Annotated in this window: 22 protein-coding genes; 15 read left to right on the top strand and 7 right to left on the bottom strand. The window is 68.1% G+C overall.

The annotated features are described in order from the left end of the window. Nucleotide 1 precedes the first annotated feature (1 nt). Nucleotides 2-1,342 carry a sigma-54 dependent transcriptional regulator gene (locus G8A07_RS10070; protein WP_195796872.1) on the bottom strand — a complete coding sequence of 447 codons (1,341 nt, stop codon included), beginning with the start codon at nt 1,340-1,342 and terminating at the stop codon, nt 2-4. Continuing rightward, nucleotides 1,335-3,221: an ATP-binding protein gene (locus G8A07_RS10075; RefSeq protein ID WP_195796873.1), complete on the bottom strand. Its 1,887-nt coding sequence runs from the start codon at nt 3,219-3,221 to the stop codon at nt 1,335-1,337. The genes G8A07_RS10070 and G8A07_RS10075 overlap by 8 nt, the downstream gene beginning before the upstream one ends. Before the next feature lie 290 nt (nt 3,222-3,511). On the opposite strand from G8A07_RS10075, the gene G8A07_RS10080 reads away from it, so the two are divergent. From G8A07_RS10080 to phaR, 6 genes are all read left to right on the top strand, one after another. Next, a complete protein-coding gene (locus tag G8A07_RS10080; protein ID WP_195796874.1) occupies nt 3,512-4,435 on the top strand; it encodes a branched-chain amino acid ABC transporter permease in 924 nt (307 codons plus the stop codon). A gap of 128 nt (nt 4,436-4,563) precedes the next feature. Next, nucleotides 4,564-5,643, top strand: a complete 1,080-nt coding sequence (locus G8A07_RS10085; RefSeq protein ID WP_195796875.1) for an ABC transporter ATP-binding protein — start codon at nt 4,564-4,566, stop codon at nt 5,641-5,643. 37 nt (nt 5,644-5,680) lie between these two features. Then, entirely contained in the window at nt 5,681-6,466 is a 786-nt protein-coding gene (locus G8A07_RS10090) for an ABC transporter ATP-binding protein (RefSeq protein ID WP_195796876.1), read from the top strand. A gap of 16 nt (nt 6,467-6,482) precedes the next feature. After that, entirely contained in the window at nt 6,483-7,208 is a 726-nt protein-coding gene (locus G8A07_RS10095) for an ABC transporter ATP-binding protein (RefSeq protein WP_195796877.1), read from the top strand. 193 nt (nt 7,209-7,401) lie between these two features. Continuing rightward, complete coding sequence (locus tag G8A07_RS10100) at nt 7,402-8,484, top strand: branched-chain amino acid ABC transporter substrate-binding protein (protein WP_249937353.1); 1,083 nt, start codon at nt 7,402-7,404, stop codon at nt 8,482-8,484. Nucleotides 8,485-8,657: 173 nt separating this feature from the next. Further along, nucleotides 8,658-9,239, top strand: coding sequence for a polyhydroxyalkanoate synthesis repressor PhaR (phaR, locus tag G8A07_RS10105; protein ID WP_195796878.1), 582 nt, complete (start codon nt 8,658-8,660; stop codon nt 9,237-9,239). 89 nt (nt 9,240-9,328) lie between these two features. Here the strand turns inward: phaR and G8A07_RS10110 are convergent, their stop codons facing one another. Both G8A07_RS10110 and G8A07_RS10115 read right to left on the bottom strand, forming a co-directional pair. Next, nucleotides 9,329-9,481, bottom strand: a complete 153-nt coding sequence (locus G8A07_RS10110) for a hypothetical protein (RefSeq protein WP_195796879.1) — start codon at nt 9,479-9,481, stop codon at nt 9,329-9,331. Nucleotides 9,482-9,937: 456 nt separating this feature from the next. Continuing rightward, complete coding sequence (locus tag G8A07_RS10115; protein ID WP_195796880.1) at nt 9,938-10,885, bottom strand: LysR family transcriptional regulator; 948 nt, start codon at nt 10,883-10,885, stop codon at nt 9,938-9,940. A 152-nt stretch (nt 10,886-11,037) separates the two neighbouring features. Here G8A07_RS10115 and G8A07_RS10120 point away from each other — a divergent pair, with 152 nt between their 5' ends. From G8A07_RS10120 to G8A07_RS10130, 3 genes are all read left to right on the top strand, one after another. After that, nucleotides 11,038-12,591 carry an MFS transporter gene (locus G8A07_RS10120; RefSeq protein ID WP_195796881.1) on the top strand — a complete coding sequence of 518 codons (1,554 nt, stop codon included), beginning with the start codon at nt 11,038-11,040 and terminating at the stop codon, nt 12,589-12,591. 54 nt (nt 12,592-12,645) lie between these two features. Beyond that, on the top strand, nt 12,646-14,040 hold the full coding sequence (gene rimO, locus G8A07_RS10125) for a 30S ribosomal protein S12 methylthiotransferase RimO (protein ID WP_195796882.1): 1,395 nt from the start codon (nt 12,646-12,648) through the stop codon (nt 14,038-14,040). Between the two features lie 67 nt (nt 14,041-14,107). Next, the gene (locus tag G8A07_RS10130) at nt 14,108-15,319 is read left to right on the top strand and encodes a PLP-dependent transferase (RefSeq protein ID WP_249937287.1); all 1,212 of its coding nucleotides are present in this window, start codon (nt 14,108-14,110) and stop codon (nt 15,317-15,319) included. Here G8A07_RS10130 and G8A07_RS10135 read toward each other — a convergent pair. Next, a complete protein-coding gene (locus G8A07_RS10135) occupies nt 15,294-16,364 on the bottom strand; it encodes an adenosine deaminase (RefSeq protein WP_195796883.1) in 1,071 nt (356 codons plus the stop codon). The two genes, G8A07_RS10130 and G8A07_RS10135, sit on opposite strands and share 26 nt — an antisense overlap. A gap of 148 nt (nt 16,365-16,512) precedes the next feature. Then, complete coding sequence (gene smpB / locus G8A07_RS10140; RefSeq protein WP_195796884.1) at nt 16,513-16,977, bottom strand: SsrA-binding protein SmpB; 465 nt, start codon at nt 16,975-16,977, stop codon at nt 16,513-16,515. Between the two features lie 57 nt (nt 16,978-17,034). On the opposite strand from smpB, the gene G8A07_RS10145 reads away from it, so the two are divergent. Together G8A07_RS10145 and G8A07_RS10150 are read left to right on the top strand one after the other, a co-directional pair. Next, the gene (locus G8A07_RS10145) at nt 17,035-17,487 is read left to right on the top strand and encodes a type II toxin-antitoxin system RatA family toxin (RefSeq protein WP_195796885.1); all 453 of its coding nucleotides are present in this window, start codon (nt 17,035-17,037) and stop codon (nt 17,485-17,487) included. Beyond that, nucleotides 17,474-17,815 (top strand): RnfH family protein, encoded by a 342-nt coding sequence (locus G8A07_RS10150; RefSeq protein WP_249937288.1) that lies wholly within the window; start codon nt 17,474-17,476, stop codon nt 17,813-17,815. The genes G8A07_RS10145 and G8A07_RS10150 overlap by 14 nt, the downstream gene beginning before the upstream one ends. Before the next feature lie 19 nt (nt 17,816-17,834). On the opposite strand, the gene G8A07_RS10155 is transcribed toward G8A07_RS10150, so the two are convergent. Then, on the bottom strand, nt 17,835-18,341 hold the full coding sequence (locus tag G8A07_RS10155; protein WP_249937289.1) for a DUF4124 domain-containing protein: 507 nt from the start codon (nt 18,339-18,341) through the stop codon (nt 17,835-17,837). Nucleotides 18,342-18,507: 166 nt separating this feature from the next. Here G8A07_RS10155 and guaB point away from each other — a divergent pair, with 166 nt between their 5' ends. From guaB to G8A07_RS10175, 4 genes are all read left to right on the top strand, one after another. After that, nucleotides 18,508-19,980, top strand: a complete 1,473-nt coding sequence (gene guaB, locus G8A07_RS10160; RefSeq protein ID WP_195796887.1) for an IMP dehydrogenase — start codon at nt 18,508-18,510, stop codon at nt 19,978-19,980. A gap of 6 nt (nt 19,981-19,986) precedes the next feature. After that, nucleotides 19,987-21,261 carry an MFS transporter gene (locus G8A07_RS10165; protein ID WP_249937290.1) on the top strand — a complete coding sequence of 425 codons (1,275 nt, stop codon included), beginning with the start codon at nt 19,987-19,989 and terminating at the stop codon, nt 21,259-21,261. Between the two features lie 18 nt (nt 21,262-21,279). Beyond that, the gene (guaA, locus tag G8A07_RS10170) at nt 21,280-22,887 is read left to right on the top strand and encodes a glutamine-hydrolyzing GMP synthase (RefSeq protein WP_195796888.1); all 1,608 of its coding nucleotides are present in this window, start codon (nt 21,280-21,282) and stop codon (nt 22,885-22,887) included. 218 nt (nt 22,888-23,105) lie between these two features. Further along, nucleotides 23,106-23,780, top strand: a complete 675-nt coding sequence (locus tag G8A07_RS10175) for a methyltransferase (RefSeq protein ID WP_249937291.1) — start codon at nt 23,106-23,108, stop codon at nt 23,778-23,780. Nucleotides 23,781-23,784: the final 4 nt, after the last annotated feature.

The following is a 23,784-nucleotide window of genomic DNA, read 5'->3' on the forward strand; positions in this document are numbered from 1 at the left end:
CTCAGCGGAAGCTGTCGATCTCGATGCCGAGCCGGTGCAGCTTGTCGTAGAGGGTCTTCTTCGCGATCCCGAGCAGCTCCATCGCAGCCGGCACCTTGCCCTGGGTGCGGCGCAGCGCCTGCTCGATCAGGGTCTTCTCGACCAGGTCCATCTGGCGCGCCAGGTTCAGCGGCGGCATGTCCTGCAGCGCGCTGGCGCCGTCCAGGTTGTCCAGCGCCAGCACGAAGCGGTCCGCGGCATTGCGGATCTCGCGCACATTGCCGGGCCAGTCATGCGCCATCAGCTCGCGCAGGCGCTCGGCGCTCAGCTCCGGCGCGGCGCGCTCGTAGCGCGCGCAGGCCTGGGCAACGAAATGCTGGAACAAGAGCGGGATGTCCTCGCGCCGCTCGCGCAGCGGCGGGATCTGCAGCATCGCGACGTTCAGGCGGTAGTAGAGGTCGCTGCGAAAGCGCCCCTGCTCGCCCATCTCGCGCAGATCGGCCTTGCTGGCGGCGACGAAGCGCACATTGATCGGCAGCTCCTCGTTCGAGCCCAGGCGCTCCAGGCGCCGCTCCTGCAGCACGCGCAGCAGCTTGATCTGCAGCGCGATCGGCATGGTCTCGATCTCGTCCAGCAGCAGGGTGCCGCCGTTGGCATGCTCGATCTTGCCGATGCGGCGCTTCGCGGCCGAGGTGAAGGAGCCGGGCTCATGGCCGAACAGTTCGCTCTCGAACAGGGCTTCGGGCAGGCCGCCGCAGTTGATCGCGACGAAGTTGCGGTCGCGCCGCGCGCTCTGGTCGTGCAGGCAGCGCGCCACCAGCTCCTTGCCGGTGCCGGTCTCGCCCAGGATCATCACGTCGGCCGAGGTGCCGGCCAGGTTCAGGATCTGGCGCCGCAGCTGCTGCATCGCCGGCGAATTACCCAGCAGCGCGGCCTCGATGCCGTTGGCGCGCTGCAGCTGGGCGCGCAGGTCCTCGGCCGCGCTGCGCAGCAGGCGCGTGTCCAGCGCGCGCCGCGCGGTGTCGATCAGGCGCTCGGGCGCGAAGGGTTTCTCGATGAAGTCGTAGGCGCCGTCGCGCATCGCCTGCACCGCCATCGCCACATCGCCATGCGCGGTGATCAGGATCACCGGGATGCCCGGGTCGACCGACTGCACATGGGCCTGCAGCGCGCGCCCGTCCATGCCGGGCAGGCGCACATCGCTGATCACGATGATCTGCGCGCCGGCGCCGATATGCGGCAGGGCCTCCTCCGCCGAGCGGCAGGGCGTGACCGTCAGGCCGGCCAGCTCCAGGGTCTGGGTCAGGCTGACCCGGACCGGCAGATCGTCCTCGACGAAGACGACGCTGTATCCCTCAAACATGCTGTGACTCTTCCTCTACTGCTTCCCAGGTGACGACGGCCAGATCGAACTCGAAGGCCATGCCCTGCGGCTGGGGGACGGCGCGCAGGGTGCCGCCGAACTCATGCACGATTTTCGACGAGATCACCAGGCCCAGGCCCAGGCCCTCGCCGGCGGGCTTGGTGGTGAAGAAGGGCTCGAACAGGCGCGGCTGCAGCGCCGCATCCAGCCCGCGGCCGCTGTCGGCCACGCGCACCAGCACCCGGTCCTTGCCCAGCGGCTCGGCCGCGACACGCAGGCGCCGCTCCGGCTCGCCCTTCATTGCATCCAGCGCGTTGCCCAGCAGGTTCACCAGCACCTGCTCGAGCCGGTTGCCCTCGCAATGCACGCGCAGGCCCGGCGGCACCTCCAGCTGTAGCTCCACCTGCTCCTCGCGCAGGCGGTGCTGCACCAGCAGCAGCGCGTTGTGCGCCGCGTCCAGCAGCGAGATCGGCGCGGCCAGCAGCTCGGCACGGCGCGCGAAGTTCTTCAGCTGGCGCGTGATCTGCCCCATGCGCTCCACCATCTGGTCCATGATGCGCAGGTTCTCGGCCACCGCCTGCTGGCGCCCGCCCTCCAGCAGCAGCTGCGAATTGCGCGCCAGCGCGCGCAGCGCGGTCAGCGGCTGGTTCACCTCGTGCGAGATGCCGGCCGACATCTGGCCCAGCGCCGCCAGCTTGCCTGCCTGCACCAGTTCGTCCTCGGCCTGGATGCGCTGCGCGATCTGGCGCTTCAGCTCCGCATTGGCGCTGCGCAGCTCGGCCGTGCGCATGTCCACCACCCGCTCCAGCTGGCCATGGGCCTGCTGCAGCTCGGCCTTGGCCTGGAACAGCTGGCGCAGCGCGCGCCGCCGCGAGGCGAGGTAGAGCGCCAGCAGGCCCAGGCAGGCGCCGAAGGCCGCGCCGCTCCAGCCGGCGTTGCGCGCTTGGCGCCAGACCTCGGTCGGGTCCGACAGCGCCACCATGCGCAGGCCCAGCGGCACCATCAGCCGCTCCTGCGCCAGCAGCAGCGGGCCCTCGATCAGGCGCGGCTTGTTCTCCAGCGGCGGCACCCGCAGCAGGCTGGCATTGGTGCCCGACAGCAGGCGCTGCGCGACGCCGACGCTGGTGAAGGGCGAGGCCGGGTAGCGCCCGCTGGCGCGCAGCGCCTGGCGCCGGTCCTCGTCGGCCTGGCCCAGCACGAAGTATTTCCAGTAGGGCACCGAGCTCATGATGATCACGTCCTGCTCGTCCGCGACCAGCAGGCGCTCGCCCTGGGTGCGCAGGCCCAGGTCCACCCAGGTGGCCTCCAGCGGCGCCAGGCTCAGGCGCACGACGATCACGCCCAGCAGCGCCTCCTGCTGGCGCACCGGCTGCAGCAGGTAGAAATCGGTGCCGCGGCTGGCCGCGTCGCTGGCGAAGAAATGCCGCACATCGGCATCGATCGCGGCCTGCAGCCCGTCCGGTGCGGGGCTCGCGTCGCTGGCGGCCAGCACGCGGGCCCGCGCGTCGGTCACCAGGATCTGCATCGTGCCGGCGCGCACATTGACCCTCGCCAGGGTCTGCGCGGCCTGGCGGCGCAGCGCAGTGTCCTGCGGCGTCTTTAGCAGCGCGAGCAGCTGATCGTCGATCGCCAGCAGGCTGGGCAGATAGGCATGCCGTCCCAGCTCCGCCTCCAGATTCGAGGCATAGAGCTCCAGCCGCTCGTTCGCCAGCGCCTCCAGATGGGCCAGGCCGGCATGCTCGCTCAGGCGCTGGCCCGAGACCCAGCCCAGCAGCATCAGGCCCAGGGTCGCGTAGATGAAGAAGCCGGGTCGGTTCAGGCGCCGGCCCAGCCGGTCCCTCAGGGACGCGAAATAGAAACGATCGGGAAAGAGAGCCATGGCGGGTGATGCAATGCCGCGCAGTGTGCCCAATGTGCCGCGTGCTGTCGCGCCCGCCACAGCGCTTTTTTGACCGAAGCGGAAAACCGCACCGGGCGCCTCGGGTGGAGTGTGGATTTCCGCCCTGTTGTGCGGCCCCTCCTGGGGCATGCCGGTGTCAGGCTGGTGAATCGCGCGTCATTCGGGGGCTAAACCTCGGTACTTACCCGCGGAAATCTGTTTTTGGCATATGGCTTGCATTCAGGGGACCTCAGTAGGCGGCCGGTCCGTCGCAAATCTGAAGGGGTTCCATGGAGATTTTTTTCCAGCAAATCATCAACGGCCTGGTGCTGGGGAGCATGTATGCGTTGGTGGCGTTGGGGTACACGATGGTGTACGGGATCATCAACCTGATCAATTTTGCGCATGGCGAGATCCTGATGGTGGGAGCGCTGGTGGCGTGGACGGTGATCACGGCGCTGGAGGGTTCGGGGCTGCCGGGCTGGTCGCTGATGCTGATCGGGGCGGTGTGCGCGATCGTGGTGTGCACGGTCCTGAACTTCACGGTGGAGAAGATCGCGTATAGGCCGCTGCGCAACGCGCCGCGCCTGGCCCCGCTGATCACGGCCATGGGCATGAGCCTGCTCTTGCAGACCCTGGCGATGATCATCTGGAAGCCCAACCCCAAGCCCTTCCCGCTGCTCTTGCCGACCACGCCGTTTGATCTGGGCGGCCCGGTGATCACGGTCACCCAATGCCTGATCCTGGGGCTGACGGTGATGATCCTGGCCGGACTGATCTATCTGGTGAACCACACCAAGCTGGGCCGCGCGATGCGGGCCACGGCGGAGAACCCGCGCGTGGCGGGGCTGATGGGGGTGAAGCCGGACTTCGTGATCTCGGCCACCTTCGTGATCGGCGCGGCGCTGGCCGCGGTGGCCGGCATCATGTGGGCGGCCAACTACGGCACGGTGCAGCACTCGATGGGCTTCCTGCCGGGGCTGAAGGCCTTCACCGCGGCGGTGCTGGGCGGCATCGGCAACCTGGCCGGGGCCATGGTGGGCGGCATCCTGCTGGGCCTGATCGAAGCCATCGGCGCCGGCTATCTCGGTGAGCTGACCGGCGGTGTGCTGGGCAGCCATTACGCCGACATCTTCGCCTTCATCGCGCTGATCCTGGTGCTGACCCTGCGACCGTCCGGCCTGCTGGGCGAACGCGTGGCCGACCGCGCCTGATATGAACCACCCCCTACGCGCTGCGCGCGCCCCCTCAAGGGGGCAACACCGGCAGCCCGGCAAAGCCGGATCTGCGGTGTTCGCTTGGGAATGCAAATGGCTGCGAGGCCATCGCTGAGGAGTCTTCCATGCAAAAGAACAAACTGATCGTCTTCGTGCTGGCCGCCGTCGGCCTGCTGCTGGTGCCGCTGTTTGCACAGCAGTTCGGCAACGGCCCGGTGCGCATCATCGACCTGGCCCTGCTGTACGTGCTGCTGGCCCTGGGCCTGAACATCGTGGTGGGCTATGCGGGCCTGTTGGACCTGGGCTATGTGGCCTTCTACGCGCTGGGGGCCTATATGTTCGGCCTCTTGGCCAGCCCGCACCTGAGCGAGAACTTCGAGGCCTTCAAGGCCGCCTTCCCCGACGGGCTGCACTCGCCGCTGTGGATTGTGATCCCGCTGGGGGCGGCGCTGGCCGGCTTCTTCGGCATGGTGCTGGGCGCACCCACCCTGAAGCTGCGCGGCGACTACCTGGCCATCGTGACCCTGGGGTTCGGCGAGATCATCCGCGTGTTCCTGAACAACCTGGAGCACCCGGTCAACATCACCAACGGCCCGCGCGGCATCGGCCAGATCGACGCCATCCACTTCTGGGGGTTCGACCTGGGCAAGACGCACGAGTTCTTCGGCATCACCTTCCCCTCGGTCACCCTGTACTACTACCTGTTCCTGGCCCTGGTGGTCGGCTCCGTGCTGATCTGCTATCGCCTGGAGACCTCGCGCATCGGCCGCGCCTGGATGGCCATCCGCGAGGACGAGATCGCCGCCAAGGCCATGGGCATCAACACCCGCAACATGAAGCTCTTGGCCTTCGGCATGGGCGCCACCTTCGGCGGCGTGGCGGGCAGCATGTTCGCCGCCTTCCAGGGCTTCGTCAGCCCCGAGTCCTTCAGCCTGCAGGAATCCATCATGATCGTCGCGATGGTCGTGCTGGGCGGCATCGGCCATATCCCGGGCGTGATCCTCGGGGCGCTGCTCTTGGCCGCGCTGCCCGAGGTGCTGCGCTATGTGGCCGGCCCGCTGCAGCAGATGACCGACGGCCGCCTGGACGCCGCCATCCTGCGCCAGCTCTTGGTGGCGCTGGCGATGATCTCCGTGATGCTGCTGCGTCCGCGCGGCCTGTGGCCCTCGCCCGAACATGGCAAGGGCGCGCCGAGCAAGAAGTGATGACGAGCAACGAGCAGCAGCACCAGGAGCACCAGCAATGACAACAACGACGGATACCGTGCTGAGCGTCAAGGGCGTGTCCAAGCGCTTCGGCGGCCTGCAGGCCCTCGCGGACGTGGGCATCGAGATCAAGGCCGGCCAGGTCTACGGCCTGATCGGCCCCAACGGCGCGGGCAAGACCACCTTCTTCAACGTTATCACGGGTCTCTACACCCCGGACGGCGGGAGCTTCGAGCTCGGCGGCAGCCCCTACACCCCGCAGGCGGTGCACCAGGTGGCCAAGGCCGGCATCGCGCGCACCTTCCAGAACATCCGGCTCTTCGCCGAGATGACCGCGCTGGAGAACGTGATGGTGGGCCGCCATGTGCGCACCCATTCGGGCCTGCTGGGGGCGGTCTTCCGCACCCCGGGCTTCAAGCGAGAGGAGGGCCAGATCGCCCAGCGCGCCCAGGAGCTGCTGGACTATGTGGGCATCGGCAAGTACGCGGACTTCAAGGCCCGCACCCTGAGCTATGGCGACCAGCGCCGCCTGGAGATCGCGCGGGCCCTGGCCACCGACCCCAAGCTGATTGCGCTGGACGAGCCGGCCGCGGGCATGAACGCCACCGAGAAGGTCGTGCTGCGGGAGCTGATCGACCGCATCCGCAAGGACGGCCGCACCATCCTCTTGATCGAGCATGACGTGAAGCTGGTGATGGGCCTGTGCGACCGGGTCACGGTGCTGGACTACGGCAAGCAGATCGCCGAGGGCACGCCCGCGGACGTGCAGAGCAACCCCAAGGTGATCGAGGCCTACCTCGGCGCAGGCCATGCCGCGCACTGAACAGGAAGCAAAGAACATGGCTGAGAACAAAGAGATCCTGCTCAAGGTCAGCGGGCTGAAGGTGGCCTATGGCGGCATCCAGGCCGTCAAGGGCGTGGACTTCGAGGTGCGCCAGGGCGAGCTGGTGAGTCTGATCGGGGCCAACGGGGCGGGCAAGACCACGACGCTGAAGGCGGTGACGGGGCTGCAGCCGGTGGCCGAGGGGCAGATCCACTTCATGGGCAAGCCCTTGAAGGGGCAGGGGGCCTGGGACCTGGTCAAGCAGGGGCTGGTGATGGTGCCCGAGGGGCGCGGCACCTTCACCCGCATGACCATCACCGAGAACCTGCAGATGGGCGCCTACATCCGCAACGACAAGGCCCAGATCGAGGCCGACATCGAGCGCATCTTCGGTATCTTCCCCAGACTCAGGGAGCGCAGGAACCAGCTGGCGGGCACGATGAGCGGCGGCGAGCAGCAGATGCTGGCGATGGGCCGCGCGCTGATGACGCAGCCCAAGGTGCTGCTGCTGGACGAGCCCAGCATGGGCCTGAGCCCGATCATGGTGGACAAGATCTTCGAGGTGGTCAACGACATCCACGGCCAGGGCGTGACGGTGCTCTTGGTGGAGCAGAACGCCAGCCGGGCGCTGCAGCTGGCCAACCGCGGCTATGTGATGGAGAGCGGGCTGATCACGATGACGGGGGAGGGCAAGACCTTGCTCAATGATCCCAAGGTGCGGGCTGCCTATCTGGGCGAATGATGTTTTTCTAGAGAGCGAGCGGGATTCCCGCTCGGCTCGACGAGGGACGACCGCCCGCGCGTCCACCACCGCTATCCCCATGCGGCTCGCCGGCCGGGCACATACAAAACTCTGTATCGAGCGACTTTCCATGATGAAACCTGCATTGAAGACGAGCGTTTCCCTGTTGCTGCTGGCCCTTGGCAGCGGGGCGATGGCGCAGGAGCTGGTGGTGAAGATCGGCCACGTGGGCCCGACCAGCGGTGCAATCGCCCACCTGGGCAAGGACAATGAGCTGGGCGCGCGCATGGCCATCGACGACCTGAACGCCAAGGGCGTGACGATCGGTGGCAAGAAGGCCAAGTTCGAGCTGCTGGCCGAAGACGATGCCGGCGATCCGAAGCAGGGCACGGCCGCGGCTCAGAAGCTGACCGACTCCAAGGTCAACGGCGTGGTCGGCCACCTGAACTCGGGCACCTCGATCCCGGCCTCCAAGGTCTACAGCGACGCCGGCGTGCCGCAGATCAGCCCCTCGGCCACCAACCCCAAATTCACCCGCAACGGCTACAAGACCACCTTCCGCGTCGTGGCCGATGACGTGCATCTGGGCGGCACCCTGGGCAAGTACGCCGTCAGCACGCTGAAGGGCAAGAACATCGCCGTGATCGACGACCGCACCGCCTACGGCCAGGGCGTCGCCGACGAGTTCGAGAAGGGCGTCAAGGCCTCCGGCGGCAAGGTCGTCGGCCGCGAGTTCACCAACGACAAGGCCACGGATTTCACCGCCATCCTGACCAGCCTGAAGGCCAAGAAGCCCGACGTGGTCTTCTTCGGCGGCATGGACGCGGTGGCCGGCCCGATGCTGCGCCAGATGAAGCAGCTGGGCATCGAAGCCAAGTTCATGGGCGGCGACGGCATCTGCACCGGCGAGCTGCCCAAGCTCTCGGCCGGCACGATGGCCGACAGCCAGGTCGTCTGCGCCGAGGCCGGTGGCGTCGAGGGCGAGTCGAAGAAGTCGCTCGAAGAGTTCAAGACCAAGTTCAAGAGCAAGTACAAGGTCGACGTGCAGATCTACGCACCTTATGTCTACGACGCGGTCAATGTGCTGGCCGCGGCGATGGTCAAGGCCGGCTCGTCCGAGCCCGCCAAGTACCTGCCGGTGCTGGCCAAGACCGAAGGCTACAAGGGCGTGACCGGCACGATCACCTTCGACAACAAGGGCGACATCAAGAATGGCGCCCTGACCTTGTTCACCTACAAGGCCGGTGCCCGCGAGCAGATCGCCGTGGTGCGCTGAGCCAACAAGCTTGTTTCGCTGATGTGAAGGAAGGCGGCCCTCGGGCCGCCTTTTTTCTAGCACCGCGCTGCCTGCGCACAAGCATGTTGGCGCCGGGGAAAACCCCTCCGGGAAGGTGGGGACTGGCTTCTAGAATCGAAACCAGTTTTCAGATCCTTTCGAAGGGAGTTTCCATGGCCACTGCCCGCAGCGGCAAGTCCAGCAGCAGCAAGGCCGGCGAGCCCGGTGGCGAGACCTCCGGCGTGCGCGTGCTCAAGAAATACCCGAACCGCCGGCTCTACGACACCAAGACCAGCAGCTACATCACCCTGGCCGACGTCAAGGCCATGGTGCTGGACGCGCAGGACTTCGAGGTGCGGGACGCCAAGTCCGGCGAGGACCTGACCCGCTCCATCCTGCTGCAGATCATCCTCGAGGAAGAGACCGGCGGCGTGCCGATGTTCAGCACCGGGGCGCTGTCGCAGATCATCCGCTTCTACGGCCATGCGATGCAGGGCGTGATGGGGGCCTATCTCGAGAAGAACATGCAGGCCTTCACCGACCTGCAGACCCAGTTCGCCGAGCAGAGCAAGGGCCTGGCCTTCAGCCCCGAGGCCTGGACCCAGTTCATGACCGGGCAGGCGCCGATGATGCAGGGCCTGATGGGCGGCTATATGGAGCAGAGCAAGAACCTGTTCGAGCAGATGCAGGAACAGATGAAGAACGCGGGCGCCATGTTCCCGGGCATGCCGGGGTTTCCGGGCAAAAAGCCCTGACGGCCCTGAGAGCCCTGAGCCCGCCACCAACAACAAAGGCCCTCGAGACGAGGGCCTTTTCGCTTTCCGCAGCGGCCGGTCGGTGGGACTCAGGCCGGCTTGTTCTTCAGCTTGCCCTTGGGCATCACGGCCGTGATGGGCGCGACGGGCCGGGTGGAGACGGAGGACGACTCCTTGACGGGGCTGCTGTCCTTCTTTGGCTTCTTGTTGGCCTTGTCGTTGCGTTGTTCGCCTTTTGGCATGTCTTGAGTTCCTTCCTATGAAGCGTTCGATGGGATTCGGTGGTTGCCGCGGCTCGCGCATCCGCATGCCTGGCCGAGATGAGCACTCTACTACCGCTTCGGGGCCGGCCTCGCTCCTCGAAGTCGCTGGCAGTGGCCTGACCATCGGCCAGGTGTCCCGGGTGATCAAGCTCCGTCGCGTCGGCGATTGAACTTGCGGGCGGGCCCGGCCCGGAAGGGGCTGGGTCTATTTCCGCGTCGAACCGCGGATCCATTCTTCCATCCAGTCGGATCCGTTGACATTGGCGGGCCGGGCGTTTTGATCGATCGTCATGGCTTGTGCTCCTTTGCTCGCCCCAGGTGCAACCAGGGCTGGGTGAAATCTAGGTCCGGGGTCCTCAAGCCCGTGACGAGAGAAGCCGCGCCAGCGTCAAGATGTTGTCAAAGCCTCGGAAACGAAGAGGCGAGTCGACATCGCTAGAGGCTGGCGCCCTTGCTTCGAGGGCGCTCCTCGTCCCGCAGCCGGCTGCGCAGGAAGTCGATGAAGACGCGCACCTTGGGCGACAGGTGGCGGCCGCTGGGCCAGACCGCGCTGAAGCGGCCGGCGGGGCGTGGGTCGAGTTCCAGGACGGTGCGAAGCTGGCCGTTCTTCAACGGCTCGCGCACCAGAAAGTCCGGCATGCAGCCGATGCCCATGCCGCCGAGCGTCGCGCCACGCACCGCCTCCATATTGTTGAATACCAGGCTGCGGCGCAGCCGCAACGGCGGCGCCTCCATGCCGTCCTGCGCACCCATGCCCAGCGGCCATTCGAGCAGGCGCCGGGAGTTGGGGAAGCGAAAGCGGATGCCGTCATGCCCGTCCAGGTCCGCGACGCGCAGGGGGACGCCGCGGCGCGCCAGGTAGTCCGGTGCGGCGCAGAGCAGGGAGCGGTAGGGCCATAGCGGCAGGCTGACCAGCCGCGAGTCCGGCAGGTCGCCGCTGCGGATGGCGATGTCGATGCCCTCGTCGATCAGATCGACGAGGCGGTCGTTGAAGTCGATGTCCAGCTCCACCTCGGGGTGGCGCTCCAGGAAGTCGGGCAGCAGCGGCAGCAGCAGGTGGTAGGTGACGATGGGGACGCTGATCCGCAGGCGGCCGCGCGGCCGGCCGGCGGCCTGCGAGAGCAGGGCGCGCGCATCGTCCAGCTCGTCCAGGATGCTGCGGCAGCGCTCATGGAACTGCCGGCCCTCCTCGGTCAGCGCGATGCGGCGCGTGCTGCGCTGGAGCAGGCGCACGCCCAGCTCCTGCTCCAACCGCGTGACCGCCTTGCCCACGGCCGAGGCCGAGATCCCCAGCAGCCGCCCGGCGGCGACGAAGCTGCCCAGGTCGGCGCTGCGTACGAAGGCCAGCAGGCCGGAGAGGTTGGTATGGGGCGGGGCGTCCATGGGGCTTGGCGGGATTGTGTGGGCTTGATTGGAGCGTTTTGCTCCGGATTGAAGGGAGTCAAGGCCAGTATTTGCATGAGTGTGGAAATCGTATCTTCAATGGACATCCATGACCTGGGCGGGCCGTCGGCCCGGTCCTCACGATTTCTGCCATGCCATCTCCCGCTTCTTCCGATCTTCATCCCGACCCGCGCCGGCAAGGCCGGGTGCTGCTCTGCGTCTGCATGGCCTCGGCCGCCATGCCCATGGTCTTCACCGGCCCGGCCGTGGCCCTGGGCGGCATCGCGGACGAACTGTCCGCGTCCGCGGCCGCGCTGGCCTGGGTGACCAATGCCTTCATGCTGGCCTTCGGCGGCTGCCTGCTCACCGCGGGCGCGCTGGCCGATCGCATCGGGCGCCGTCGCGTCTTCTTTGCCGGTGCGGCGCTGTTCCTGGCCGCCTCGCTGGCACTGGCCTTCGCGCCCGGCATTTGGGTCTTCAATCTGCTGCGCGGCCTGCAGGGCGTGGCGGGCGCGGCGATCTTCGCCGGCGGCGCCGCCGCGCTGGCCCAGGAGTTCGAGGGCGAGGCCCGCACCGGGGCATTCAGCTGGCTGGGCACCAGCTTCGGCGTCGGGCTGGTGCTGGGGCCGGTCACGGCCGGCGCGCTGGCCGCCGCCTGGGGCTGGCGCGCCATCTTCGTCCTGGTGCTCGCGCTGATGGTGCTGGCGGTGCTGCTGGGCCTGCGCGCGATGCGCGAGTCGCGCGACCCGGGCGCCGGCGCGTTCGATTGGGCCGGGGCCCTGGTCTTCATGCTGGCCCTGACGGCGCTGACCTGCGCCGTGCTGCTGTCGGCGCAGCGCGGCCTGGCGGACCCGCTGGTGCTGGCGGGCTTGGTTGCGGCGGCGCTGCTGTTTGCCGTCTTCGTGGGCATCGAGCGCCGCGCCCCGGCGCCGATGCTGGACCTGTCGCTGTTCCGCTATCGCCGCTTCATCGGCATCCAGCTGCTGGCCGCGGCGCCGGCCTATGCCTTCGTGGTGCTGTTGGTGCTGCTGCCGATCCGCTTCGCCGGCATCGAGGGGCTGGCGCCGGGCCCGACCGGCTGGCTGATGGCGGCGCTGTCGGCGCCGCTGCTGGTGCTGCCGCTGGCGGCCGGGCGGGCGACGCGCTGGTGCTCGCCGGGCACGCTGTGCGGCGCGGGCCTGCTGGTCGCGGCGGCCGGCCTGCTGTGGCTGTCCCAGGCCCGCGACGGGCTGGCGGCGATTCCGGCGATGACGCTGATCGGCATCGGCATCAGCCTGCCCTGGGGGCTGATGGATGGCTTGGCGGTCAGCGTGGTGCCGGTGGAGCGCGCCGGCATGGCGGCGGGCATCTTCAGCACGACCCGGGTGGCGGGCGAGGGCTTGGCGCTGGCCCTGGTCGGGGCCGTGCTGGCGGGACTGATCCGGCAGCGCCTGCCGGCGCTGCCCGACCCCGCGGCCACCGCCGAGCTGCTGGCCGCGGGCCGGCTGGTCGAAGCCCTGCAAGGAGCCGCGGGCCTGGCGCCGCAGCCCCTGGTCCAGGCCTACGAGGCCGCGTTCTCCCGGCTGCTGCAGGGGCTGTCCGCGGTCACGGTGCTGACGGCGCTGGTGGTGCTGGTCTTCTTGCGGCGCCCGGCGGAGACAGCGCGGGCCCGCGACGAGAAATCCTGCGCGGGCGGGGAAGCCCTGGGGCGTGGGCCAGCCCGGTAGCCTCGCTTACAATACCGGCCCAGCTCACCAGCCAGATCGCCCGGCGGAACCCAAATGGAATCAACGACTTACGACCCCGCCGCCGCCAAGGCCGCCCCCAAGATTGGCTTCGTATCGCTGGGCTGCCCGAAGGCTTTGACCGATTCCGAGCTGATCCTGACCCAGCTGCGTGCGGAGGGCTATGAGACCTCGAAGACCTTCGCCGGCGCGGATCTGGTGATCGTCAACACCTGCGGCTTCATCGACGATGCGGTCAAGGAAAGCCTGGACACGATCGGCGAGGCCCTGGCCGAGAACGGCAAGGTGATCGTCACCGGCTGCCTGGGCGCCAAGGCCGGCCAGGCCGGTGGCGACAACCTGATCAAGGAAGTGCACCCCAGCGTGCTGGCCGTCACCGGCCCGCATGCCACGCAGGAGGTGATGGACGCGGTGCACACCCATGTGCCCAAGCCGCATGACCCCTTCGTCGACCTGGTGCCGGCCCAGGGCATCAAGCTGACGCCCAAGCACTATGCCTATCTGAAGATCAGCGAGGGCTGCAACCACCGCTGCAGCTTCTGCATCATCCCCAGCATGCGCGGCGACCTGGTGTCGCGCCCGATCGGCGATGTGCTGAACGAGGCGCGCGCGCTGTTCGAGGCCGGCGTCAAGGAGCTGCTGGTGATCAGCCAGGACACCAGCGCCTATGGCGTCGACGTCAAGTACCGCATGGGCTTCTGGGACGGCAAGCCGGTCAAGACCAAACTCTACGACCTAGTCGCGCAGCTGGGCGAGCTGGCCAGGGCGCATGGCGCCTGGGTGCGCCTGCATTACGTCTACCCCTATCCGCATGTCGACGAGATCCTGCCGCTGATGGCGCAGGGCCTGGTGCTGCCCTACCTGGACGTGCCGCTGCAACATGCGCATCCGGATGTGCTCAAGCGCATGAAGCGCCCGGCCAACGGCGAGAAGAACATGGAGCGCATCGCGCGCTGGCGCGAGATCTGCCCCGAGATCGTGATCCGCTCGACCTTCATCGCCGGCTTCCCTGGCGAGACTGAAGGAGAGTTCCAGTACCTGCTGGACTTCATGAACGAGGCGCGCATCGACCGTGCCGGCTGCTTCGCCTATTCCCCGGTCGAGGGCGCCACCGCCAACCTGCTGGACGGCGCGCTGCCCGAGGCCGTGCGCGAGGAGCGCCGCGCCCGCTTCATGGAGGTGGCCGAGCGCGTCTCGGCCGAGAAGCTGCGCACGCGCATCGGCGCGACGATGCAGGTGCTGGTCGATTCCGCGCCGGCCATGGGCCGCAAGGGCGGGGTGGGGCGCTCTTATGCCGACGCGCCGGAGATTGACGGCACGGTGCGCCTGCTGCCGCCCGAGAAGGCCAGCAAGATCCTGAAGGTGGGCGAGTTCACCCGTGCGCGCATCGTCGCGGCCGAGGGCCATGACCTGATCGCGATGCCGATCTGAGCCGCGATCCGGCGGCACAATCCGAAGCGGGCCACGGCCCGCTTTTTCATTGACGGGACGACAGGCCTTGAGCAGCAGCAACCACAAGACGAGCGCACGCGCGATCTCCACCGAGCAGATCCATCACGCCTACCGCGCCCCCGAGGGCTGGGATGCCATCCCGGTGGGTGTCCACAAGGCCTCGACCGTGCTGTTCAAGAACACCGCGGACCTGCACACGCCGCGCGCGCGCGACGGCCTGTGCTACCGCTACGGCCTGCACGGCACGCCCACCAGCTACACCCTGGCCGCGCGCATCGCGAGCCTGGAGGGCGGCACGCATTGCCTGCTGGTGCCCAGCGGCCTGGCGGCCGTGACCCTGGTCTCGATGGCGCTGCTGCGCCCGGGCGACGAGGTGCTGGTGCCGGACAACGTCTATGGCCAGAACCGCTACCTGACCGAGTCCTGGCTGCCGCAGTTCGGCATCACGCACAAGCTTTACGACCCGATGGATGCCGCCGGGTTCAAAGCGCTGCTGAGCGACAAGACCAAGCTGGTCTGGCTGGAGGCGGCCGGCTCGATCACCTTGGAGTTCCCTGACCTGCAGGGGCTGATCGCGGCCTGCCAGGCGCGCGGCATCCTGACCGCGCTGGACAACACCTGGGGCGCCGGCATCGCCTTCCAGCCCTTCGACCTCGGCATCGACATCTCGATGCAGGCCTTGACCAAGTACCCCTCGGGCGGCGCCGATGTGCTGATGGGCTCGGTCTGCACGCGCGAGCGGCCGCAGCTGCACGAGCGGCTGAATCATGCGCACGAGCATCTGGGCTATGGCCTGGGCCAGAACGATGTGGAGCTGGTGCTGCGCGGCCTGCCGAGCCTGGAGCTGCGCTACCGCGCGCAGGACGCGACGACGCGCGTGCTGGCCACCTGGATGGCCGGGCGGCCCGAGGTGGCGCGCGTGCTGCATCCGGCGCTGCCCGGCTCGCCGGGGCACGAGCATTGGGCAGAACTGAGCCCCGAGGGCGCGGCCTGCCTGTTCTCCGCGGTGTTCAAGCCCGAGTACGGCGCGGCCCAGGTCGATGCCTTCGTCGATGCGCTGCAGCTGTTCGGCATCGGCTATTCCTGGGCCGGCCCGATGAGCCTGGCCGTGCCCTACGACATGCGCCGCAGCCGCAAGCTGCCGATGCCCTTCGAGGCCGGCACCCTGGTGCGCTTCGCGATCGGCCTGGAGGCCGAGGCCGACCTGCGCGCCGACCTGGAGCAGGCCTTCGTCAGCGCGTTTCCGTCGCCGCGCTGAAGCCGGCGAACACCTCGTCCAGCTCGGCGATCCAGCGGGCCTGCTCGGCCGGGCCGGCGAAGCTGGCCTCGAAACCGTTGCGCAGCAGGGTGTAGGCCGCGGTGGCGTCGAGCTCGGGCAGGGCCTCGAAGCATTGCCGCAGGTTCTCGCCCAGATAGCCGCCGAAGTAGGCCGGGTCGTCCGAGTTCAGCATCACCTTCAGGCCCTGGCGCAGCAGCTCGGGCAGCGGATGCGCGGCCAGGTCCGGCACCACGCAGAGCTTCAGGTTGGACAGCGGGCAGACCGTCAGCGGCACCGCGCGGCGGCGCAGCTCGGCCACCAGGGCCGGGTCTTCCAGGCAGCGCACGCCATGGTCGATACGCTCGGCGCCCAGCGCGTTCAGCGCGCCCCAGATATAGGCTGGCGGGCCTTCCTCGCCGGCATGGGCGACGATGCGCAGCCCGAGCTCGCGCGCTTTCGCAAACACGCGGCTGAACTTCTCCGGCGGATGGTCGCGCTCGCTGCTGTCCAGCCCGACGCCCAGCAGGCGCGCGCGGTAGGGCAGCAGCGCCTCCAGGGTCTGCAGCGCATCGGCCTCGCTCAGATGGCGCAGAAAGCAGGGGATCAGCGCGACGCTGAGATTGAGATCGCGCGCCGCGCGTGCGATCGCGGCCTCCAGCCCGGCCATCACGGTGGCCAGCGGCACGCCGCGTGCGGTATGGGTCTGCGGGTCGAAGAAGATCTCGGCGCGGCGGATGCGGTCGGCCGCGGCGCGCTCGAAGTAGGCGTAGGCCATGTCCTCGAAATCCTGCGCCGTCAGCAGCACGCTGGCGCCGGCGTAGTAGAGATCCAGGAAGCTCTGCAGATCGGCGAAGGCATAGGCCGCGCGCAGCGCCGCCACATCGGCATAGGGCAGGGCCACGCCGTTGCGCCGGGCCAGCGCGAACATCAGCTCGGGCTCCAGGGTGCCTTCGATATGCAGGTGCAGCTCGGCCTTGGGCGCGGCGGCCAGCAGGGCGGGCAGGGCCGCGCGGGGAATGGCGGCGAGGGGGAGCGGGGATGGCATAGGGCGCTCCGTCCGGGATGGGAATTCGATGATAGCGCCGGGCCGGGCGGCCCTGGGCGGGGGGCTCAGTCCTTCGGGTTGGAGCCGACCTTGTGCCGCATCAACCGACCCTTTTGACGAAAGGGCCTGCGTGCCGCGGCGCGGCCCGTCAATCCTTCGGATTGGATGCGACCTTATGTCGCATCAGGCGGCCCTTTTCTCGCTCCCAGTCGCGCTGCTTCTCGGTCTCGCGCTTGTCGGCCTTGTCCTTGCCCTTGGCCAGGGCGATGTCGGCCTTCACGAAGCTGCCCTTGTAGTGCAGGTTCAGGGGCACGAGCGTGAAGCCGCGCTGCTCGACCTTGCCAACCAGGCGCTTGATCTCGTCCTTCTTCATCAGGAGCTTCTTGGTGCGGTCGGCCTGCGGATTGACATGGGTCGACGCGCTGCGCAGCGGGTTGATCCGGCAGCCGATCAGGAACAGCTCGCCGTTCTTGATCATCACGTAGCCGTCGGTCAGCTGCACCTGGCCGGAGCGGATGGCCTTGATCTCCCAGCCTTCGAGCACGACACCGGCCTCGAACTGTTCGTCGATGTGGTATTCGAAGCGGGCGCGGCGGTTTTCTGCGATGGACATGGGTTGGCATCTGAGGGCGAAAGCGCCCAATACAATCCCGGCATTGTATGAAGCACTATGAAGCACGTTAGGAAGTCAGTCCTGCTCTGGTACTCGCCGCACGAGATGTACGAGCTGGTCACCGGCATTTCCCAGTACCCCGAGTTCCTGCCCTGGTGCGAGAAGTCCGAGCTGCTGGAGCATCGCGAGGACGGCGTCACCGCGCGGCTGTCACTGGCCTATGCCGGCGTGCACCACGCCTTCACGACCCGCAATCTGCACGAGGCCGACGCCCGGGTCACGATGACCCTGGTCGACGGTCCGTTCTCGCAGCTGGACGGGGTCTGGCAGTTCATCCCGCTGGCCAAGCCGGGCTCGGACGAGAAGGCCTGCAAGATCGAGTTCGAGCTGCGCTATGCCTTCTCCAGCCGCGCGCTGGAGGCGGTGGTCAGCCCGGTGTTCGACCGCATCGCCAACACCTTTGTCGACCGCTTCGTGCAGCGCGCCGAGGCCGTCTATGGCCCCCGCTGAGGTGGCCTCGATGCTGCAGGTCGAGCTGGTCTGGAGTCCCGCGGCCGGCGATGTGCGGCAGCGCTGGCTGAGCCTGGCGCCGGGCACGACCCTGGAGCAGGCGCTGCGCGGCTGCGCGGAATTCGCCGCGGCGGATCTGGCCGCGCTGAAGATCGGCATCTGGGGGCGGGTCAGGCCGCTGGCCACGCTGCTGCGCGAGCGCGACCGCATCGAGGTCTACCGGCCGCTGACGGTCGACCCCAAGGAGGCGCGGCGCCAGCGCTATCGCGCGACCGGCGAGCGCATCGTCTCGCGGCACCGGCCGCTGGCGGGCAAGAGCTCGCGTTAGCTAGTTCGTCAAGCGCCGTTCAGCGGCATTCGCTGGCCACCAGGCCGCGGGTGCGTTGCAGTTCCTCGGCGCGCTGCTTCTCGTCCAGGAACACGGTCTCGCCGGCCTGGTTGCGCTGGGTGATGCGCACGCCGTCCTCCAGCATGCGCAGATGGGCGGTGGCGCGCTTGCAGTTGTCGGCGCGCTGTTCGGCCACGCGCTTCTCCTCATCCTTCTGCTTCTTCGCCTGCTGTTCCTGCTCGGCCTTCTGCTTGGCCTGCTGCTCCAGCTCGGCCTTGCTGGGCGCAGCCGAGGCGGCGGTCGAGGCCGGCGCCGGGGCGGGCGCGGAGGCGGCCTGGCCGAAGGGGCGGATCACCACCGGCGCCTTCAGGCCCGGCGGGCGCTGCAGGATGTCCTTCTCCGGCGTGCCCTGGGGCGGCGGCAGATCGCTGTACTGGACCTTGCCGGCCGTGTCGCGCCACTTCCATTGCGCCTGCGCGCCGGTCGCGAGGCACAGCATCAGGGCCGCTACGGCGAGGCGGATCACGGGGGCAGGGCGGTGGAGCGTCGGCATCGAAGAGCCTCTTTGCAGGGAAGCTAAAAGTGTAGCCGGCGCCCCTGTGACAAGTTGTGCGCAGCGTGCGCTTATGCACGCGTCGGGGGCGCTTCATCGGGCATTCCGTATAATGCCGCTTTGCGTCTGGAGCTTTCTCATGCGCCTTCTTGGAAAAGCACTCACCTTCGACGACGTGTTGTTGGTGCCTGCCTTCTCCCAGGTGTTGCCCCGCGACACCAGCCTCGCCACCCAACTGACCCGCAATATCCGGCTGAACCTGCCCCTGGTGTCGGCCGCGATGGATACCGTCACCGAAGCGCGTCTGGCCATCGCCATCGCCCAGGAAGGCGGCATGGGCATCGTGCACAAAAACCTGACGCCGGCCCAGCAGGCCGCCGAGGTGGCGCGCGTCAAGCGCTACGAGTCGGGCCTGCTGCGCGACCCGATCACGATCTCGCCCGAGACCACGGTGCGCCAGGTCAAGGCTCTGAGCGAACAGCATGGCATCTCCGGCTTCCCGGTGCTGCAGGGCAAGAAGGTCGTCGGCATCGTCTCCGGCCGCGACCTGCGCTTCGAGACCCGCAACGACGCGCCGGTCAGCGAGATCATGACCCCGGCCGAGCGCCTGGTCACGGTCAAGGAAGGCGCCTCGCTGGAAGAGGGCAAGGCCCTGATGCACAAGCACAAGCTGGAGCGCGTGCTGGTGGTCAACGACGCCTTCGAGCTGCGCGGCCTGATGACCGTCAAGGACATCACCAAGCAGACCAACTTCCCGAATGCCGCGCGTGACGCCCATGGCAAGCTGCGCGTCGGCGCCGCGGTCGGCGTGGGCGAGGGCACCGAGGAGCGCGTCGAGCTGCTGGTGCGTGCCGGCGTCGACGCCCTGGTGGTCGACACCGCGCATGGCCACAGCGCCGGCGTGATCGAGCGCGTGCGCTGGGTCAAGAAGAACTATCCGCAGATCGACGTGATCGGCGGCAATATCGCTACCGGCGCCGCGGCGCTGGCCCTGGTCGAGGCGGGCGCCGACGGCGTCAAGGTCGGCATCGGCCCCGGCTCGATCTGCACCACCCGCATCGTCGCCGGCGTCGGCGTGCCGCAGATCACCGCGATCGACTATGTCGCCACCGCGCTGAAGGGCACCGGCGTGCCGCTGATCGCGGACGGCGGCATCCGCTACTCGGGCGACATCTCCAAGGCCATCGCCGCCGGCGCTGGCGCCGTGATGATGGGCGGCATGTTCGCCGGCACCGAGGAGGCTCCGGGCGAGGTGATCCTGTACCAGGGCCGCAGCTACAAGAGCTACCGCGGCATGGGCTCGATCGGCGCGATGAAGGCCGGCTCGGCCGATCGCTACTTCCAGGAAAACGACGAGACCACCAACCCGAACGCCGACAAGCTGGTGCCGGAAGGCATCGAGGGCCGCGTGCCCTACAAGGGTTCGATGGTCGCCATCATCTACCAGATGGCCGGCGGCCTGCGCGCCTCGATGGGCTATTGCGGCTGCGCCAGCATCGCCGAGATGCACGAGCGCGCCGAGTTCGTCGAGATCACCTCGGCGGGCATCCGCGAGAGCCATGTGCACGATGTGCAGATCACCAAGGAAGCGCCCAACTACCGCCTGGAGTGATCGCCCTTGACTGATCCGGTGCACACCACCGAGCCGGTGACGCAGCAGCATGGCGGCCGCAAGGCCGCCATGTCGTTCATCCTGGTTGCGGTGCTGATCGACATGATCTCGATCGGCCTCATCATCCCGGTGCTGCCGCCGCTGGTGGGCACCTTCGCGTCGACGCCGACCGAGCACACGCTGGCCTATCTGGCCGTCACCTTCGCCTTCGGCATCGCGAACTTCTTCGGCTCGCCGATCCTCGGCGCGCTGTCGGACCGCTATGGCCGCCGGCCGGTGCTCTTGATCGGTTTCTCGGGCCTGGCGATCAGCTTCCTGGTCACGGCCTCGGCCACGGCGCTGTGGATGCTGGTAGCGGTGCGCCTGCTGTCGGGCGCGATGCAGGCCAATGCCGCGGTGGCGAATGCCTATGTGGCCGACATCACCGCGCCGGAGGAGCGCGCCAAGCGCTTCGGCATGCTCGGCGCCGCCTTCGGCATGGGCTTCATCCTCGGCCCGGTGATGGGCGGCCTCTTGGGTGACATCGACCTGCACCTGCCTTTCTACGTCGCCGGCGGCCTGGCCCTGGTGAACTGGGTCTACGGCTTCTTCGTGCTGCCGGAATCGCTGCCGCCCGAGCATCGCCGGCCCTTCGAGTGGAAGAGTGCGAACCCGGTCGGCGCGCTGAAGAAGCTGACGGCGCTGAAGGGCGTCGGCTCGCTGGTCTTCGTGATCGCGCTGTCCGGCCTGGCGCAGCTGGTGCTGCAGACCAGCTGGGTGCTCTACACCGGCTTCAAGTTCGGCTGGGGCCCGAAGGACAACGGCCTGTCGCTGTTCGCGGTGGGCGTGATGTCGGTGCTGGTGCAGGGCTTCCTGCTGCCGCGCCTCTTGAAGCTGTTCACGGCGCAGCGCCTGGTGGTGCTGGGCCTGGCCTCCAGCGTGATCACGAATTTCGTCTGGGGCGCGGCCACCGCGGGCTGGATGATGTACGCGGTGATCATGTTCAATGTGCTGGGCTTCGCCGCCACCACCGCGATGCAGAGCCTGATCTCCAATGCGGCCGACGCCAAGACCCAGGGCCAGACCATGGGCGCCGTCTCCTCGCTGAACAGCGTGATGGCGGTGCTGGCGCCGGTGCTGGGCACCGGCCTGATGTACTTCGTGGCCGAGCTGCCTAGGGGCGACTGGCGCATCGGCGCGCCCTTCTATTTCTGCGCCCTGCTGCAGGCCCTTTCCCTGTTCTTTGCCTGGCGTCATTTCAGCCGCCAGGCCGACCCGGCCTCGCTGGCCCGGGTCTCCTGAGTGAGTGAGAAATCCACCATGCAACACGACAAAGTCCTGATCCTCGACTTCGGTTCCCAGGTGACCCAGCTGATCGCACGCCGGGTGCGCGAGGCCCATGTCTACTGCGAGATCCATCCGAACGATGTCTCGGACGAGTTCATTCGCGGCTTCGCGCCCAAGGCCATCATCCTGTCGGGCAGCCATGCCTCGACCTACGAGGACCATGAGCTGCGCGCGCCGCAGGCGGTCTGGGATCTGGGCGTGCCGGTGCTGGGCATCTGCTACGGCATGCAGACCATGGCCGTGCAACTGGGCGGCAAGGTCGAATGGAGCGACCACCGCGAGTTCGGCTATGCCGAGGTGCGCGCCCATGGCCATACCGCGCTGCTGAAGGACATTGCCGACTTCACGACCGCCGAGGGCCACGGCATGCTGAAGGTCTGGATGAGTCATGGCGACAAGGTCACCGCGCTGCCGGAGGGCTTCAAGCTGATGGCCAGCACGCCCAGCTGCCCGATCGCCGGCATGGCCAACGAGGCCAAGGGCTACTACGCCTTCCAGTTCCATCCCGAGGTCACGCATACCGTGCAGGGCCAGGCGATGCTGCACCGCTTCGTGCGCGAGATCGCCGGTTGCAAGGGCGACTGGATCATGGGCGACTACATCGAGGAAGCGGTCGCCAGCATCCGCAAGCAGGTGGGTGATGAGGAGGTGATCCTCGGCCTGTCCGGCGGCGTCGATTCCAGTGTGGCCGCCGCGCTGATCCACCGCGCCATCGGCGACCAGCTGACCTGCGTCTTCGTCGACCATGGCCTGCTGCGCCTGAACGAGGGCGACATGGTGATGGAGATGTTCGAGGGCAAGCTGCACGCCAAGGTGATCCGCGTCCAGGCCGAAGACCTGTTCCTCGGCCAACTGGCCGGCGTGACCGACCCCGAGAAGAAGCGCAAGATCATCGGCGGCCTGTTCGTCGACGTGTTCAAGGCGGAAGCGGAAAAGCTCAAGGCCTCGGGCCAAGGCCACAAGGGCGCAACCTTCCTGGCCCAGGGCACGATCTATCCCGACGTGGTCGAGAGCGGCGGCACCAAGACCAAGAAGGCCACCACGATCAAAAGCCACCACAATGTCGGCGGCCTGCCCGAGCAGCTGGGCCTGAAGCTGCTGGAGCCGCTGCGCGAGCTGTTCAAGGACGAGGTGCGCGAGCTGGGCGTGGCCTTAGGGCTTCCGCCCGAGATGGTCTATCGCCATCCCTTCCCGGGCCCGGGTCTGGGCGTGCGCATCCTCGGCGAGGTCAAGAAGGACTATGCCGACCTGCTGCGCCGCGCCGACGCGATCTTCATCGAGGAGCTGCGCAACACCAAGGACGAGGCGACCGGCAAGACCTGGTACGAGCTGACCAGCCAGGCCTTCACCGTGTTCCTGCCGGTCAAGAGCGTCGGCGTGATGGGCGACGGCCGCACCTACGACTATGTGGTCGCGCTGCGCGCGGTGCAGACCAGCGACTTCATGACCGCCGACTGGGCCGAACTGCCCTACAGCCTCTTGAAGCGCACCTCGGGCCGCATCATCAACGAGGTGCGCGGCATCAACCGCGTCACCTACGACGTGTCGAGCAAGCCGCCCGCGACGATCGAGTGGGAATGAGCCGGGTCTGATCCCTGGTGCAGGCCACCCTTGCCAGCGGCGCCGAAACCGGCAATGCTTGGCGCGCGTGAGCGGCCTGCCAGGGAGGCCTTGAAACGGTAAACGTTGCCGCGCAGGGCTGGCCGCTGCTACATGGCAGCGGCTATTGCTGCTGCCCCTCATCCTCCCTGGCCGGCGCGCTTGAACTTGGCGCGACGGACCTGACGATGGAGGCGGCAATGGACCTGGTGAGCTTCACCGACCAATGGCAGGCGCAGCGGCAGCAACTCTTCAAGTCGGTGCCGCCCGAGGGCCGGACGGTCCGCTACCTGGACCGGGAGTTTCTGGTCTATCCCGACACCTTCTGGCCCTTCGCCGACAGCCTGCCGCTGGTCCGGCATTTCCGGGTCGAACCGGGCGAGAGCGTGCTCGACGTCGGCACCGGCTCGGGCGTCATCGCCGTCTTCGCGTGCTACCGGGGCGCGGCTCGCGTGCTCGGGCTGGACATCAACCCGGCTGCGATCCGCAGCGCCACGCACAATGCCCAGGCGCATGGCTTCGCCGACCGCCTGGAACTGCGCCGGTCCGACCTGTTCGAGGCGCTGGGCGCGGACGAGCGGTTCGACGTCATCACCGCGAATCTGCCGTTTCGCAACAAACCGGCCCATGACGTCGTGGCCATGTCGCAATGGGACACCGGCTTCGCGACCAACACGCGCTTCTTCGAGGGCGTGGGCCGGCACCTGAAGCCCGGCGGGCGTATCTACTTCGTGCAGTCCAACTTCGGCGAGATCGAGGCCATGCAGGGCCTCGCGCAGGCGGCGGGCCTGCGGGTCGAGGAGCTGGCCAGCGAGGCGATCGACGACACGAAGCGCCAGCAGTTCTTCGTCTACGAGATGAGCCACCGCGCCTGAGCGC

This window comes from Roseateles sp. DAIF2 (assembly GCF_015624425.1).
GTDB lineage: Bacteria > Pseudomonadota > Gammaproteobacteria > Burkholderiales > Burkholderiaceae_C > Kinneretia.

Coding starts and splice junctions, on each gene's coding strand:
- smpB (WP_195796884.1), bottom strand. CDS start 16,977: ATGTCCATCGCAGAAAACCGCCGCGCCCGCTTCGAATACCACATCGAC.
- G8A07_RS10080 (WP_195796874.1), top strand. CDS start 3,512: ATGGAGATTTTTTTCCAGCAAATCATCAACGGCCTGGTGCTGGGGAGC.
- G8A07_RS10135 (WP_195796883.1), bottom strand. CDS start 16,364: ATGCCATCCCCGCTCCCCCTCGCCGCCATTCCCCGCGCGGCCCTGCCC.
- guaB (WP_195796887.1), top strand. CDS start 18,508: ATGCGCCTTCTTGGAAAAGCACTCACCTTCGACGACGTGTTGTTGGTG.
- G8A07_RS10100 (WP_249937353.1), top strand. CDS start 7,402: ATGGCGCAGGAGCTGGTGGTGAAGATCGGCCACGTGGGCCCGACCAGC.
- guaA (WP_195796888.1), top strand. CDS start 21,280: ATGCAACACGACAAAGTCCTGATCCTCGACTTCGGTTCCCAGGTGACC.
- G8A07_RS10075 (WP_195796873.1), bottom strand. CDS start 3,221: ATGGCTCTCTTTCCCGATCGTTTCTATTTCGCGTCCCTGAGGGACCGG.
- G8A07_RS10085 (WP_195796875.1), top strand. CDS start 4,564: ATGCAAAAGAACAAACTGATCGTCTTCGTGCTGGCCGCCGTCGGCCTG.
- G8A07_RS10150 (WP_249937288.1), top strand. CDS start 17,474: ATGGCCCCCGCTGAGGTGGCCTCGATGCTGCAGGTCGAGCTGGTCTGG.
- G8A07_RS10090 (WP_195796876.1), top strand. CDS start 5,681: ATGACAACAACGACGGATACCGTGCTGAGCGTCAAGGGCGTGTCCAAG.
- G8A07_RS10145 (WP_195796885.1), top strand. CDS start 17,035: ATGAAGCACGTTAGGAAGTCAGTCCTGCTCTGGTACTCGCCGCACGAG.
- G8A07_RS10115 (WP_195796880.1), bottom strand. CDS start 10,885: ATGGACGCCCCGCCCCATACCAACCTCTCCGGCCTGCTGGCCTTCGTA.
- phaR (WP_195796878.1), top strand. CDS start 8,658: ATGGCCACTGCCCGCAGCGGCAAGTCCAGCAGCAGCAAGGCCGGCGAG.
- G8A07_RS10120 (WP_195796881.1), top strand. CDS start 11,038: ATGCCATCTCCCGCTTCTTCCGATCTTCATCCCGACCCGCGCCGGCAA.
- G8A07_RS10175 (WP_249937291.1), top strand. CDS start 23,106: ATGGACCTGGTGAGCTTCACCGACCAATGGCAGGCGCAGCGGCAGCAA.
- G8A07_RS10070 (WP_195796872.1), bottom strand. CDS start 1,342: ATGTTTGAGGGATACAGCGTCGTCTTCGTCGAGGACGATCTGCCGGTC.
- rimO (WP_195796882.1), top strand. CDS start 12,646: ATGGAATCAACGACTTACGACCCCGCCGCCGCCAAGGCCGCCCCCAAG.
- G8A07_RS10095 (WP_195796877.1), top strand. CDS start 6,483: ATGGCTGAGAACAAAGAGATCCTGCTCAAGGTCAGCGGGCTGAAGGTG.
- G8A07_RS10110 (WP_195796879.1), bottom strand. CDS start 9,481: ATGCCAAAAGGCGAACAACGCAACGACAAGGCCAACAAGAAGCCAAAG.